This window comes from Paenibacillus sp. VT-400 (assembly GCF_001029205.1).
GTDB lineage: Bacteria > Bacillota > Bacilli > Paenibacillales > Paenibacillaceae > Paenibacillus > Paenibacillus amylolyticus.
Map to the genome: position 1 here is coordinate 2691147 of NZ_LELF01000067.1, position 14705 is coordinate 2705851.

Annotated in this window: 12 protein-coding genes and 1 pseudogene; 9 read left to right on the plus strand and 4 right to left on the minus strand. The window is 41.7% G+C overall.

Annotated elements, in window-relative coordinates; translation table 11 throughout:
• Positions 1-22 precede the first annotated feature (22 nt).
• Entirely contained in the window at positions 23-817 is a 795-nt protein-coding gene (locus EL84_RS22435) for an SDR family oxidoreductase (RefSeq protein ID WP_047843184.1), read from the minus strand.
• Positions 818-993: 176 nt separating this feature from the next.
• Between EL84_RS22435 and EL84_RS22440 the strand changes: the two genes are divergently transcribed.
• The 4 genes from EL84_RS22440 to EL84_RS22450 all read left to right on the plus strand — a co-directional run bounded on the left by EL84_RS22440 (position 994) and on the right by EL84_RS22450 (position 8111).
• A complete protein-coding gene (locus EL84_RS22440; RefSeq protein WP_047843185.1) occupies positions 994-1875 on the plus strand; it encodes a LysR family transcriptional regulator in 882 nt (293 codons plus the stop codon).
• A 228-nt stretch (positions 1876-2103) separates the two neighbouring features.
• Positions 2104-2253, plus strand: coding sequence for a hypothetical protein (locus EL84_RS32320; RefSeq protein ID WP_164783315.1), 150 nt, complete (start codon positions 2104-2106; stop codon positions 2251-2253).
• A gap of 437 nt (positions 2254-2690) precedes the next feature.
• Complete coding sequence (locus EL84_RS22445) at positions 2691-4241, plus strand: glycoside hydrolase family 32 protein (RefSeq protein WP_414855724.1); 1551 nt, start codon at positions 2691-2693, stop codon at positions 4239-4241.
• Positions 4242-4307: 66 nt separating this feature from the next.
• Positions 4308-8111: a GH32 C-terminal domain-containing protein gene (locus EL84_RS22450; RefSeq protein WP_053061568.1), complete on the plus strand. Its 3804-nt coding sequence runs from the start codon at positions 4308-4310 to the stop codon at positions 8109-8111.
• A gap of 124 nt (positions 8112-8235) precedes the next feature.
• Here the strand turns inward: EL84_RS22450 and arr are convergent, their stop codons facing one another.
• Positions 8236-8652, minus strand: a complete 417-nt coding sequence (gene arr / locus EL84_RS22455; RefSeq protein ID WP_047843187.1) for an NAD(+)--rifampin ADP-ribosyltransferase — start codon at positions 8650-8652, stop codon at positions 8236-8238.
• 385 nt (positions 8653-9037) lie between these two features.
• Between arr and EL84_RS22460 the strand changes: the two genes are divergently transcribed.
• The 4 genes from EL84_RS22460 to EL84_RS32325 all read left to right on the plus strand — a co-directional run bounded on the left by EL84_RS22460 (position 9038) and on the right by EL84_RS32325 (position 10954).
• Entirely contained in the window at positions 9038-9520 is a 483-nt protein-coding gene (locus EL84_RS22460; protein ID WP_017688279.1) for a MarR family transcriptional regulator, read from the plus strand.
• A gap of 20 nt (positions 9521-9540) precedes the next feature.
• The gene (locus EL84_RS22465) at positions 9541-10116 is read left to right on the plus strand and encodes a nitroreductase (protein ID WP_047843188.1); all 576 of its coding nucleotides are present in this window, start codon (positions 9541-9543) and stop codon (positions 10114-10116) included.
• A 17-nt stretch (positions 10117-10133) separates the two neighbouring features.
• Positions 10134-10619, plus strand: a complete 486-nt coding sequence (locus EL84_RS22470; RefSeq protein WP_047843189.1) for a nitroreductase family protein — start codon at positions 10134-10136, stop codon at positions 10617-10619.
• 185 nt (positions 10620-10804) lie between these two features.
• A complete protein-coding gene (locus tag EL84_RS32325; RefSeq protein ID WP_200904538.1) occupies positions 10805-10954 on the plus strand; it encodes a hypothetical protein in 150 nt (49 codons plus the stop codon).
• Positions 10955-11460: 506 nt separating this feature from the next.
• Here EL84_RS32325 and EL84_RS22475 read toward each other — a convergent pair.
• Positions 11461-12405: an NAD(P)-dependent oxidoreductase gene (locus tag EL84_RS22475; protein ID WP_047843190.1), complete on the minus strand. Its 945-nt coding sequence runs from the start codon at positions 12403-12405 to the stop codon at positions 11461-11463.
• Between the two features lie 177 nt (positions 12406-12582).
• Here EL84_RS22475 and EL84_RS22480 point away from each other — a divergent pair.
• Positions 12583-12885, plus strand: a pseudogene (locus EL84_RS22480) (MFS transporter); the annotation flags it as partial.
• Between the two features lie 52 nt (positions 12886-12937).
• Here the strand turns inward: EL84_RS22480 and EL84_RS22485 are convergent.
• Positions 12938-14494: a glycine betaine uptake BCCT transporter gene (locus EL84_RS22485; RefSeq protein ID WP_047843191.1), complete on the minus strand. Its 1557-nt coding sequence runs from the start codon at positions 14492-14494 to the stop codon at positions 12938-12940.
• Positions 14495-14705: the final 211 nt, after the last annotated feature.

The following is a 14705-nucleotide window of genomic DNA, read 5'->3' on the forward strand; positions in this document are numbered from 1 at the left end:
CTCACCCTTTATTAATTAGTTTTTAGACGGTAGGGATCGTTCCCCCATCTATGACATATTCACTACCTGTAATCGATGCTGCTCGGTCTGAGACCAGAAATGCGACCAGCTCAGCGACTTCTTCAGGAAATCCTGGCCGACCAATTGGAATACCTCCGAGTGAAGTCATAAGTTGTTCGAGCGCACTTTCTCGACTTCCGGTTTCCGTTGCGATCCGATCAATTAATGCGTCAGACGCTTCTGTCTGAATAAATCCGGGAGACAATGTATTGATGCGAATTCCTTGAGGGGAAAATTCATTCGATAATCCCTTGCTATAATTAGTCAGCGCGGCTTTGGCAGATGCATAAGCCAGTGTAGTTTCATATAAAGGCAAACGTCTCTGGATGGAAGTGAAATGAAGAATAACTCCTGAATTATTTTCTAACATAAGTGGAATTAAGCCACGATCAATTCGAACTGCTGCGAGTAAATTCCAATTTAATGTATGAAGCCAATCCTCATCACTCAATACAAGTGCGCCTCCTGGTGGTGTCGTTGATCCACCTACGCAATGGACAATAATATCGATACCTCCAAGTTGTTCTTTTACTGCTGAAATTATTTGCTCTACACCTTCAGTTGTGGCGACATCTGCTTGAACAAATTTGACCGAATTTGGCAAGTCAGCAGATAGGGAACGGGCAGTAGTAAGAACTGTAGCTCCGCCGTTTGCAAGTCTTTTTACAACTGCTTGCCCCATTCCCTTTGTTCCTCCGGTTACAAGCACCCTTTTACCTTTAAATTCTGATACAGAGAACTCAAACTCTTTATGCATAACTATTCCTCCTAGTGATGGTATTCAATGATTAATTTGAAATTGCTCTGTCTCTAAACCTTAATGTGTTGTTCGAGAGGAGCTAGAACTAATACTACACTTGCTACTTTCATAACGTCCAATTTATTATAATAATAGAAATGATGAATATTATTAATATATGGAGGGGTGTTTTAATGGAACTTACACAATTGGAATACTTTATGACCGTTGCACAGCTTGAACATATGACCTTAGCCTCCAAAAAACTCGGTATTACTCAGCCAGCGTTAAGTCATGCAATTGCCAAGCTTGAAAACGAGATAGGAGCTCCTTTATTTGAGAGAAATGGACGAAATATTAAGCTGAACCGCAACGGTACTATGTTCTCTAAATGGATTGGTAGGGCCCTACATAATATTGAAAATGGTCTAAAGGAAATCGAAGAGTGGTCCAATCCGGATACTGGTGTGATCACGTTGTCTTATCTAAATATTCTCGGTGTTGAATTGATCCCTAGCCTAATTCGGAGTTATCAATTGAAGTATCCCAAAGTTCGGTTCGAATTGACACAAGGGAACTTAGGAGATATTGATGAACATCTGGAGCAAGGATTCTCGGATATTATGATTACATCGAGGGAATCTACTTTGAATAATCATCACTGGAAGACGATTAAAAATGTTCCTTTATACATTGTTGTTCCCTCCCAACATCGTTATGCAGATTGTAGCGCTCTTAGTTTGACAGAGCTGTCTGGCGAGCCATTTATTGGATTGAAAAACAACTGTGGATTAAAAGCAACGATCATATCCCGGTTCCGACATACCGGATTTTTTCTTGCTTCGGCTTATGAAGCGGAGGACCTGATCACTGTAGCCGGTTTTATAAAGTCGGGTCTAGGTGTATCAGTACTGCCTAAGACGTTGGGGTTGATGTTAGATGAATTGGTCTGGATCCCTATCATTGATGAAGGATGGTACTGGGAAATAGGATTGAAGTGGAGAGATGATCATAATATTTCCCCAGCAGCGAAAAGGTTTATTGAATATGTGGATACTTCACATCAAGGAGAATGACCGCCAAATTTTTTAGTTTTGAAAAGAAATTCTGAGAAAACAATCATACTTTATTGTATTTGAACACAAGGAAAAAACCCTTTTACAATCATTGTCAGTACGTTATAATACAATCACCAGGTAGATTGCCCAACAAAAAAGTGAAATATTGTAATATCTAGTCACACCCGGCTCATCATAGTTCTTTGAGCCGCATAACACAACATAATAGATATCGGAGGTATGGTTATGGTCAAGAAGAAAATTTCCACAGCCCTCAGCGCAGCTTTAATCGTTTCTATGCTGGCTACTGGCCTAATAGTCACTATCCAAGGTAACACAACGTTAGAGGTAGCGAAGTCAGCAGGGGATAAAAAGGTTGAAGTTGTTAAAGCATAAGCGAGCCGTTAATTTATTTAGAACATGTTAAGAGACAAGAGCATATTCCTATTGAAGTCGCTATTTTAGCGGCTTTTTTTGTTTTATCGGTAATATTAGGTTTAATACTAACGATATTTTGCTGAACAAGTAAAGAGAAGTTTAGATATAAACATTTTTACATTTGTAAACCATTAGGTTTAAATCATTAAAAAAATGATTAGATCAACTTAAATAAAAATTATTATTTTCTATAACTAATCATAAATTGTGCAAATGTAAACTAAAACAGATATATACATAAAAAATAGTGTTCATTTATACAAAAATACTTTGACAAATGAAAACAGGTGGCTTATTTTGTTAATAAGGAATGCATATTACTTCTTTTAGATTATAAATAGCCTTAAGGGAGCGTGAATTAAATTAAAAAAGTACATCTATCAGGTGAAAATAGTATCAGCAAAGGTCCAGAAAACTTTATTTATAAAAATGAATACAGACCGCAAATACATTATTCCCCTAAGGGAAATTGGATTAACGATCCTAACGGAATGGTTTATTACGAAGGAGAATATCACCTTTTCTACCAATATACTCCCCATGATACGCAGCCTGACTTCGGCAGAATGCATTGGGGGCATGCAGTAAGTAATGATTTAGTACATTGGGATGAACTCCCACCAGCCATCCCGCCTGGGGAAGATGGAGCGATATTTTCGGGAAATGCGGTAGTCGATAAGAACAATACAAGCGGATTCTTCAACGAAGCAGGATCAGGATTGGTTGCAATTTATACTAATAATGGTAACAACGCTCAACCCGGTAAAACGCAGGTTCAAAGCATCGCTTACAGCAAGGACAAAGGTCGAACCTGGACAAAATATGAAGGTAACCCTGTTTTATTCCCCACGGAGACGCTAGACTTTCGAGACCCAAAGGTATTCTGGCATGAAGAATCTTCAAACTGGGTAATGGTTCTTGCTGTTAGCGACCGTGTAGAATTTTACACATCTTCGAATCTTAAGGATTGGTCTTTTGCAAGCGGTTTCGGTTCTGATATTCCGGGCATCCATCGTGGAATATTTGAATGTCCTGATGTTTTTAAACTCCAAGTGGATGAGGACCCTAATACCACTAAATGGATTCTGACACTAAGTGTCGGAGATAGAAATGGCGTAAATCCAAACGATTCAGAACCACCCGCAGGCGGTTCTGGCATGATGTATTTTATAGGTCACTTTGATGGTAAGGTTTTTACACTAGATGAAACATTGGAATCATTCGATACAATCCAATGGATAGATTACGGATCTGACTTTTACGCGGCCGTGACCTGGGATGGTATACCGAATGAGGATGGGCGAAAGATTTGGGTCGGCTGGATGAATAATTGGCGTTATGCTTCCACTCTTCCTTCTAAAGAATGGCGTGGCCATATGTCCATCCCACGAGAGATTCAGCTCAGGACGTATTCGGAAGGACTTCGCTTAATTCAAGCACCCATAAGTGAGTTAAATCAACTTAGAAGATCAATTCTGTCTCTACAAGACATTACGATTAAACCAGATATGAACGTTTTGTCTGATGTTTCTGCTACAAAGATGGAAATTATTGCGGAACTCGAAATCGGTAATGCAATAGAATTTGGGTTCAAGGTGCGAAAGTCTTCCTCTTCCAACCAGGAGACAGTCATCGGATATAATGTCTTGAATGAGGAGTTGTTTGTCGATCGAACGAAGTCAAACGCTGTTGATTTCCATCCCGATTTTGCTACAAAACACAAGGCCCCTATGAAGCCAGAGCATAGACGGATACAGTTGAGCATCTATGTTGATTGGTCAAGTGTAGAGATCTTTGGCAACAATGGAACAACTATCATTTCAGACACGATTTTCCCCGACTTGGGAAGTAGAGGGCTGGAACTCTATGCCATTGGCGGAGAACTAAAGGTCGTGTCGCTTCAAATCAATGATCTCGTAAGCATTTGGGAAAATCAACCGAACTGAACTGGTTGTCCAAAACCAATTAAATTTGAACCGACTTTACAATCCTATTAGAAAAGAGGGTATGGAATGAAAGATAAATCTAAATTCGCAATATGTCTTCTGATGGTAACGGGACTAGTTCTTACTTCAAACGGTATTTTTACATCTAAATCAATTGCGGCTAGTGCTGTACTTGCTGATCAGGAAACAAATAAACAGGCAAAGGAGGAGCTTGATATTTTTGAAAGCGCATCCAAATCAAATACCAATCTGATAGGCTGGCAAGTGAAAGGAAAAGGTGGATTAGAGGATACTTCAGAAGGAATCTTGCTGACTTCACAGCCTAAAGAAAATGTAATGGCCATCTCAGAGACAGTGTCCGATGATTTTATCTATGAAGCTGATGTCATGATCAGGGATACGAAGGCGGATGCAACATTGTTGTTTCGATCTAATGAGGATGGATTTAGCTCGTACATGCTGCAAATCGTTCCGGAAGCAGGTCTGATTCGGTTAAGAGATGCAAAAAATGGAGATGGGAAATTAAAGGAGGAGCGTAAAGTTTCTGTTGAAATGGGGCAAATCTATCATCTCAAAGTGAAGGCAGTGGGTTCCTCGCTAAAAGTATATTGGGGCAATCAATATAAACCATTAATTGATGTTCAAGACATTTCGTATCAAAGCGGAAAGCTTGGACTCCATGTATGGGATGGATCCGCCTTGTTTTCGAACATCGTGGTGAGCGATCTGAAAGGTAATTTGGGGACGGTGCTTTCTAGCAAGGGAAAATGGCAGCCTGATATCAACGGCAAAAGAGGGACGGTAGAACAGGGGAGCAAAGCACAGCAAATCTATAATAAAAATGCGACTGATATGGTGTATGAAGGGAATATTACCCTTCGTCCTGATTCTATTGTAGCTCTAGCATTTCGATCTTCAACCGATGGAGCTGAAGGATATGAAGCTACTCTTACGAAGGAAGGAGATCAGGTCCGTGTAAGTTTGACGAATACAAAAGGAACAGTAATTGCAAGTTCGCAACGTACTTATCCGAGTCAGATGGGAGCCAAACATCATGTGGAAATCAAGGCAAAGGGAGATCGAATTCAGGTCTTCCTGGACGGATACACTACGGCCGCGATTGACGTGAAAGATTCAACCTACAGGAGTGGAAGTACCGGAATCGTCGTAAAAAAGGGGACGGCTTACTTTCAGGATACTTATGTGACGGAACTGAGCCAATATTACAATGAGATATATCGTCCACAATATCACTACACGCCAATACGTGGTTCAGCGAGTGATCCGAATGGACTTGTCTACTTTGAAGGAGAATATCATCTCTTCCATCAGGATGGAGGAACATGGGCGCATGCGGTAAGTAAAGATATGCTGAACTGGAAACGGCTTCCGATTGCACTTCCCTGGAATAATCACGGACATGTCTGGTCTGGGTCGGCTGTTGCGGATATGACAAATGCATCTGGTTTATTCGGAGATTCAGGAGGCAAGGGCCTTATTGCATACTATACTTCCTTTAATCCGGATAGCCCGAATGGGAACCAGCGTATAGGTCTAGCTTACAGTAAAGACCAAGGTCGTACTTGGGAGTATTCGAAGGAGCGCCCGATTGTGATCGAGAACCCAGGTAAGAGCGGAAATGAAGCTGGGAATTGGGATTTCCGCGATCCGAAAGTAATCCGTGATGATGAGAATAACCGATGGGTTATGGTTGTGTCCGGAGGAGATCATATTCGTTTCTATACTTCAACGAATTTACTTGACTGGACATTGACAGATAATTGGGGATATGGGGATTACGTCCGCGGAGGAGTATGGGAATGCCCTGATTTGTTCCAGCTTCCGGTAGACGGAACGTCACAGAAAAAGTGGGTTATGATGATCAGTACAGGAGCGAATCCCAAAACAGGCGGATCAGATGCCGAGTATTTTATCGGTCATTTAACAGCTGATGGTAAATTCGTGAACGATAATCCGGCAGGTAAGGTGTTAAGAACAGATTTTGGTAAAGAATTTTACGCTTCGATGTCTTTCACTAACATGCCTGATCATCGCACAGTGATGATGGCGTGGATGACGAATTGGGACTATCCGTTCGCTTTCCCAACGTCCAATTGGAAAGGTGAACTAACCATTCCGAGAGAAGTATCATTGGTAACAACCAAAGATGGAATTCGGATGGTGCAAAGTCCAATCAAAGAATTGGAATCACTGCGTAAACCTTTGTATTCTGCTTCTAACAAGTCGGTGAGCCCTTCTTCCGGGAATCTGTTAAAAGGTATTATTTCAGGTGCTTACGAAATTGAAGCTGAAATTGAAATCCCTGAAACCAGCACAGTGACCGAGTTTGGCTTTAACATTCGTGAGGGTGCAAATCAGAAGACGGTCGTGGGTTATAAGGCAAGTGATAGTCATATGTTTGTGGACCGAACTGCATCCGGTGAAACGGATTTTTCTAACCTTTTCAGTAAGAAACATGAAGCACCTACGCAGATGGAGAATAATCGGATCAAGATGCGTATTCTTGTGGATGAGTCTTCTGTTGAAGCCTTTGGTAACAATGGCAAAGTCGTCTTTTCAGATGTAATATTTCCGGATCCTGCTAGTAGAGCGATGAGTTTTTACGTGAAAGGTGGGAATGTGAATGTTGTTTCCTTGAAAGTGCATCAACTTCAATCTGTCTGGAATGCGGACATTCCTTCAAAAGCTCAAATAAAGATGGATACGAGCGTTCGGGAACTGGGGGTAGGCGAGTCGGATACACTGCAAGCGATGGTCGAGTATGGACCAGGTTTAGGCGTTCAACCGCTTAAGTGGAATTCCAGTAATAACGACGTAATCGCCATAGACTTGGTAGACAATTCACATGCAGTTATTAAGGCAAAAAAAGAAGGGGAGTCCACAGTCACTGTATCTACTCCGAATGGTAAAGCTTCCAGTAGTGTGCTCATTAAAGTCTCAGGTGGCGAGTTCCGGACAAACCTGAGTGGATGGACTAAAGATCTGTCTGCTGCTTCATGGTTAGTTAGTGAACATGGGATTCGTGGTAAATATTTTAGCGATGCGAATTATATTGCCAAAGAGAAGGCTGGGAATTTTACGTATGAAGCAGACATGAAGCTTGGTGAAACAGGAGGGGCAGGTTCTATTTTGTTTAGGGCTAGCGAAGATGGTCGCAGTGGTTATTATCTGAATCTAGACCCTAACATGAAGGCCATTCGTCTGTTCTATAAAATCAATGGAGCATTTGAAGAACGGCAGGTTCTTGCAAAAGTACCAACGTTCATTCAGCCAGGTCATACGTATAAGGTGAAAATAGAAGCGAATGGTCCGCATATTGTCGTTCACGTGGACAGCCAAAAAGTCATAGATATCATGGATGGGACTTTTGCAGAAGGCCACTTTGGACTGAATGTATTTGGCGGCTCCGCATCTTATCAGAACGTCAATGTCAGCAACGGTGAAGCTGCAAACCTCACCAAGTCCAGCCTTGTAAATGCCGCAACGCAGAAATCCATTTACACAGCTAACCTTGTCAACGGAGAGCCGGTTACCTTGCATGATGCAAGTGCAGCTTCCATCCAGAAGTGGGTATTTGTTCCGACAGGTGACGAAGCAGGTTCGTATTCAATTCGTACTACGGCCGGTCAGACACTTGATCTGGATATAGGGCAAAACAAACTTCAGCTGTATCATTACTTAGGGTACAACAACCAGCGTTGGGTCCTTCACGAGAACAAAGACGGATCCGTTCATATTACTTCAGCTCATCATCAAAAAGCATTAGAGGTATCGGAAGATGGGACCGAACTCTTCTTAAGTGAACTGAATCCATCACTTGATCGACAAAAGTGGATATTAGCAAAATAATCAAAGTTTATTCCATGATGGCATATCTCATAGATATTCCAATAAAGAAGTGTCGTGGGACGGGAACATTGTTCAATTCAAGTCGCTATTATAGCGGCTTTTTTTTTTAACGAAACGAGAGGGATCAATCATATATTATATTTTTTCCTTCTTCACTTAGTTTTCTCAAAGATGTAATCATGTGATTAATCTCTTCTTCAGAGTGTCTTTCCCATGAAGCTAATTCAGCTATTATTTTAAGTGGCGATTTAGATCTATATGAACGTGTTGGATTTCCAGGAAACTTTTTATCAGTTACGTTAGGATCACTTTCAAAATCTCCTAATGGTTCTACAATGTAGATTCTTTCTTTTGCATTAGATCTTGCCAATTCAGCACCCCATTTGGCAGCATTTAATGTTGCAGTAAAGTATATATGGTTAGAATTTTTCTCTTGGTAATTTGATAAGAACTGTGGTTCTAATAAATCACCAATTTGCAGTTCTGCTTTTGTACCATGAAAAAAAGGACCTTGGTCTATGATCACTTTTTTGTCATCCATAATGATCCACCTCTTTTTTAGTTTTGTATTTAGCAGTATAGTGTAGGAATTTCAAAAAAAACAGTCTATAAAAACATAAAAAATAACGGTATAATTTAAGTAGAGAGAACGATACTGAGTCCAATAACCCAAGTTTAAGAAAGCAGCCGATCAGCGTGATCGGCTGTTTTTGTTTAACTAACGAGCAGGTTAAAAGATAATCCGTTCAAGGCAGGTCTCTGTCCTGGATTATAGAGTAATGTTGTAATGTCAGAGAATATAGTTGATAAGCCTTATCATTCATGATATATTGTTAACCAGTAAACTAAATATAATAATTTATTTAGAATAACTCTATTTTTAAAAGAATATTTTTGTTTACAAGTAAATAAGGAGCGATCAAAGAATGATCTCAAAAGATCGAACAAAACAGTTGCTTTATGACCAATTTATCCGTTTTTTACATGTGTATGAGAACCACAAGGATACAGAAATCGAGCATTTCCTAAGTATCGCCCAGCGTGAAAGCATCGAGAAAATCCCTCAGCATTTGACCGCGGTTCATATGATAGATTGCATAGGCAAGCATGAGCCCATTAACAACACGGGTATTGCCGAGGCGATGAACTTGTCCAAAGCAAGTATCACCAAAATTGGCAACAAACTGCTGGAGGAAGGATTCGTCAAACGTACGAAAATGAACGACAACAAAAAGGAGAGCTATTTCCGGTTGTCACCGCAAGGCAAAAAAATCTTTGAATTACATGAACGTCTGCATATACATGAGGCTGAGCGCTTTTATCGTACTCTTGACAAATATTCGGAAACGGAGCTAAAAGTAATCCATCAATTTCTTCAAGACAGCAGTATTAATATTGAATCCAGATAGAACGAAGGAGAGTGAAGCATATGAGTCTGGCGGAATTGATCAGAGAGCGCAGGAGTATTCGTAAATGTAACTCTACGCCGGTGGACCAGGAGTTGGTTGTTGAACTACTGCGTAAGGCTATACGGCTTCAACCATTTGTTGAGTCTGGCTCATGGCGTGTAGTATATGCCGGAACTCCAGAAGCACGCAAACGGTTGGTGGACTGCATGCTGGAACAGATGTCACAAAGCAAGCTCGGCAAGCTGATTCCAGGGAAACTTCTGGATGTTTTTAAAAAGAGATTTACCGATATTCCTGCCCACGTCATTGTTATGTCGACTGTAGGACCGAATCGTCTGACCAATGACCGCAATTATGCGGCTGCCTGCGGGGTGATGCAGAGCTTCCAACTGCTGGGCTGGGAACGAGGCTTAGGAATGTTGTGGGATACAGAGTCCATGATTCAGCATGAAGGGCTCTTCAATGGAATTGGCTTACGTGAGGAGGAAAGATTTGTTGGTATTCTTCATATAGGGTATTACGACAAAGCGCCAAGAAGTCGGAAAAGGACACCAGCCGAGCAGAAGTGGACCGTATTGCGAGGGCAGCCTACATAGAAGAGGAGGATAAGAAAATGAAATTGTCAGATTTGGAAGGAGACATGGACGGTCCGAGTGAGTTTTTGGATCAACCGGTATCGCAGGAACTAATCCTTGAGTTGCTCAATCATGCCGTATGGGCGCCAAATGATGGCCTCCGAGAGCCGTGGCGATTTATCTTTGCTGATAACCGGTATGGGGACATCATGCAGGGATTACAGAACCAGGCTCCTGCGTATCTTCTGGTCTTGGTGAAGGAAGAGGCGGATCAATATAAGCGGGAAGAGGACTTTGCAGCTGTCTGTTGCCTAATTCAGAATTTCCGCTTGCTGGCTTATGAGCAAAGTCTGGGTGTGCGCTGTACCTTGCATGACTGGATGTACGACCCGAGCCGTACTGAAATGTTTGGTGTACTAAGTAACGAGCGCATTGCTGCGGTTCTGGAATTGGGATACGGTGCGAAGCAGTGGAAAGAAAATACGGAGGTACCTGAGACTCAACTTCATTTTGAACTGCTGTAGGGGTGGAGACGATGGGATGAAACTCCAAATGGAAAAAATTGTTTTACAATCATTGTCAGTACGTTATACTACAATCATTAGGTGAATTACTCAATAAAAAAATGAAATATTGTAATTGATTAGTCACCCTCGGCTCGTCATCGTCCTTAGCCGCTTATTACATAATAAATATAGGAGGTATGATTATGGTCAAGAAGAAGAAAATGTCCACAGCACTCAGTGCAGCTTTAATCGTTTCTATGCTGGCTACTGGCGTGATAGTCGCTATTCAAGGGACAACAACGTTAGAAGTAGCGAAGTCAGCAGGGGATAAAAAGGTTGAAGTTATTAAATAAAGCATACGTGAGACCTGCTAGAAAGTTAAAAGAACCTCAGCTCGGTTAACCCGGCTGAGGTTTTTTTCTGTATCATTAGGCATTGAAAAAATGCAGACCTAAGTCCGTGAACGCTTGACCACCATTTACCATGACGCAAAGTCCAATCTAATGTACACGGAACTGGAAATGACCAACCAGGAAAAACGGCAATCCAAGCAGTCACAATTAGTTGCTTACTACAAAACACCAGATAACGAGTATTAACAGCTCAACATTACGAGAGGTGAGGGAACGCTTAACGCAGGGAAAGATATTAACACACTTGGTACCGATTTAACCGTTGGCAATAATAGATCAAACTTCATGAACTTGAATACCAACTTAAGCAAAATCATAAATAGTGGGACAGTTCGAATCAATCTGTATGATGGACCTCTGTCAAGAAAGTGGACACTTACGCTACGGATTTTGCGGTAAATTGCTGTGCAAAACGGGCAGGGGAAAGGTACCCCTGCACCAAAACATCATAACTGATTGAGCTTGCTTTCAGGCTCCTCACCATTTTCTACACGTTTTATATTCTTTATAAAGAAATCATATCTTGTTTTATGAAATTTCCGACCATCAGGCATTCCCGCTGTATGGGGAGTAAGTATCACATTACCCAGACTCCGGAGCTCACTGTCAATCGGAAGCGGTTCAGATTCAAACACATCCAGGCATGCGCCTGGAATATCCCCGTTTTTTAATGCATCAATCAAGTCTCTTTCGTTGACAATGCCTCCGCGGGCTGTATTGATAAAAAGAGTGGTATTTTTCATTTTTTTGAATGTCGCTTTGTTGATCAGCTGTTTGGTTTGCTCATTCAAGGGTACATGTACACTGACTATGTCCGATGTGCTTACAAGAGTATCAAAATCCGTCATTTTCACAAAACCGTCCGATTGTGCAGTGGCATTTCTCGCATATGCCAGCACATTCATATCAAAAACCCTGCAAAACGCAGCTACTTTTTTTCCAATAGCACCCAAACCGATAATTCCAATCGTTTTTCCTTTTAACTCACTCCCTGCATAGTCCAATTGATTTTCATCCATCTTGTTTTTCATGAAAGTATCAAGAAACGGTATGTTTTTATAATAAGACAATATCAGTGCCATGACGTGCTCGGCCACTGCCTGTGCATTCACTCCTCCAGCATTGGCCACCCAAATGCCGCGCTGTGTACAGGCAGGGACATCCACATTATCAAATCCTGCACCTGTCTGTACCAATTTTAATTTTTTTGCGTTAGAAAGCAGGCTGTGGTCCACTTTAATATGTTCAGGAATGATTACTTGGCAATCTTCAATATGATCCAGCATTTCTTTTCCGGGCGGAACAATTACAACGTTCCAGTCTTGCGGAAAACACCTTGCAATATTTGATTTTGAGGTCTCGCTAAAATAGCCAACGATGAGAATTTTCATTGCTAAACCACCTTTCATAAGCTATACCATTCTTCAAATAAAACCGTTGATGCTCGTCATTTTATCCTTTTAATACAATTTTATCAATAAAATCTCATCACGTTCTATTGAACGGGAATGGAAAAGAATCTAGATAAACAATATACTAGCTATATAGTTTTTTTTGTTGAGGTGAATAGTTCTAATGTCATTCTGTTGTGGATCGTCATACTCGGAATTGGTGGAGGTTTCGCCTTTAGTTTGGCCATGATGTTTTTCGGGTTGCGTACTGAAAATGCGCATCAAGCAGCGGAACTATCTGGCATGGCCCAATCGATCGGATATCTTCTTGCCGCAATCGGTCCAGCCCTTATAGGATATCTGCACGATGCAACAAATAGTTGGAACCTGCCACTTTTCATTCTTCTTGGGGCTTCGGTGTTACTCTTTGTAGTTGGTATAGGAGCAGCAAGTAATCAAAAACTCAATACCATGAAATAATAAAAAGCCCGCAAGGACGCGGGCTTTTGTTAGTTTTAACATCAAGTATACATTACCTGCCGGAAATTTCCTTCAACGAGATTTCTTGTTCCTCCAGCAGTCGTTTCAGCTTTTGGCGCTGCCGTTTTTCCTTCTGACGGCGCTCTTTGTCCTCAGCCTTTAGAGCCTTGAGCAGGGAGAAACACATACCGATAAGGACAATAGCGAACGGCAATGCGGTTACAATGGATGCTGTCTGGAGGCCAGTTAACCCCCCGCTGATTAGCAGTACTACCGCGATGGAGGACTGCATAATTCCCCAGGTTAATTTCACTCTTGTACTTGGGTCCAGTTTGCCATCTGAAGTGAGCATGCCCAGTACAAAGGTAGCTGAATCAGCCGACGTAATAAAGAAGATCATGATCAGCATTGTGGCGATGAATGCCACGATCGTGCCCAAAGGCAGCTGCTCCAGCATAAGGAATAAAGCGGTTGTCGTATCTTCCTTGACAGCCTCCGCCAGATGAGCGGCATTGAACAATTCCATGTGAAGTCCTGTTCCGCCAAAGACGGAGAACCAGATAAATCCGAAAAGACTTGGAATAACCATGACGTAAATTACAAATTCCTTTATGGTTCTTCCTCTGGATACCCTTGCGATAAAAGTGCCGACAAAAGGAGCCCACGAGATCCACCATGCCCAGTAAAATAACGTCCATGCTCCAATCCAGGTTTCTCTTGAGAACGGCGTCAGTCTCAAACTCATGTTAATAATATTCTGCATGTAACTGCCCAAGGTTGTTGTGAATGTGTCAAATATAAAAGAAGTCGGTCCAGTCACCAATACAAACAACATCAATAACAAAGCTATAACGAGGTTGACGTTGCTCAGAATCTTAATACCTTTATCCAGACCGGAGGTTGCCGAGATTAAAAACAGTACGGTTACAACGATGATAATGACAACCTGAGACAGAGTCGAGTTAGGAATACCGAATAAGTGATTCAGACCCCCGCCGATCTGAAGAGCACCCAATCCAAGCGAGGTCGCAACACCAAAGATGGTGGATATGACCGCCAGAATATCAATAACCTTACCAAGCCAGCCAGCAGCAAGACGCTCACCGATCAGAGGAATAAAGGTGGAACTGATCAGCCCTTTGTATCCTTTCCGGAACTGGAAGTAAGCAAGTGCTAAGCCGATGACGGTATAGATAGCCCAAGGATGCAGCCCCCAGTGGAAAAAGGAATAACGCATTGAAAGTATGGCTGCTTGCGTTGTTTCGGGTACCGCCCCCTCAGGTGCAGATAAATAGTGGGACAGCGGTTCAGCAACTCCCCAGAAAACCAGCCCAATGCCCATACCTGCGCTAAACAGCATGGACAGCCAGGAAACCGTAGAATACTCCGGCTCATCATCGTCATCCCCAAGCCTAATACCGCCAAATCGGCTGAACGCCAGATAGAAAGCAAAGATCAGGAAGAACAGTGTCGCTAGCAAATAAAACCAGCCAAAATTCTGAATAGAGAAGTTGTAGGCAACATTAGCCACATCCGCTAGCTGATCAGGAGCGACGGCTCCCCATATTGCAAACAGTGCAACGATGATAATTGTGATTGTAAATACCATGATGAGACCTCCATTATGTAAGCTTCAGCCAACTGTTTCCTTAGTATGTGCTAGTCCAACTTGTAATATTTCGAAAAGCTAGCTGTTGATAAATTAAAACAAACCGCCATGTAATGAAACACTCAGCGGTTTGTTTTGATCTTGCCTGAATAATATATGGCCTATAATCTCTTGTTAATCTGAGATATTGTATCATCTCATCTAACTAGTT

Excerpts from the sequence above, each read along its gene's own strand:
- EL84_RS22470 (WP_047843189.1), top strand. The coding sequence starts at position 10,134 with ATGAAATTGTCAGATTTGGAAGGAGACATGGACGGTCCGAGTGAGTTT.
- EL84_RS32325 (WP_200904538.1), top strand. The coding sequence starts at position 10,805 with ATGGTCAAGAAGAAGAAAATGTCCACAGCACTCAGTGCAGCTTTAATC.
- arr (WP_047843187.1), bottom strand. The coding sequence starts at position 8,652 with ATGGATGACAAAAAAGTGATCATAGACCAAGGTCCTTTTTTTCATGGT.
- EL84_RS22475 (WP_047843190.1), bottom strand. The coding sequence starts at position 12,405 with ATGAAAATTCTCATCGTTGGCTATTTTAGCGAGACCTCAAAATCAAAT.
- EL84_RS32320 (WP_164783315.1), top strand. The coding sequence starts at position 2,104 with ATGGTCAAGAAGAAAATTTCCACAGCCCTCAGCGCAGCTTTAATCGTT.
- EL84_RS22465 (WP_047843188.1), top strand. The coding sequence starts at position 9,541 with ATGAGTCTGGCGGAATTGATCAGAGAGCGCAGGAGTATTCGTAAATGT.
- EL84_RS22450 (WP_053061568.1), top strand. The coding sequence starts at position 4,308 with ATGAAAGATAAATCTAAATTCGCAATATGTCTTCTGATGGTAACGGGA.
- EL84_RS22460 (WP_017688279.1), top strand. The coding sequence starts at position 9,038 with ATGATCTCAAAAGATCGAACAAAACAGTTGCTTTATGACCAATTTATC.
- EL84_RS22435 (WP_047843184.1), bottom strand. The coding sequence starts at position 817 with ATGCATAAAGAGTTTGAGTTCTCTGTATCAGAATTTAAAGGTAAAAGG.
- EL84_RS22485 (WP_047843191.1), bottom strand. The coding sequence starts at position 14,494 with ATGGTATTTACAATCACAATTATCATCGTTGCACTGTTTGCAATATGG.
- EL84_RS22440 (WP_047843185.1), top strand. The coding sequence starts at position 994 with ATGGAACTTACACAATTGGAATACTTTATGACCGTTGCACAGCTTGAA.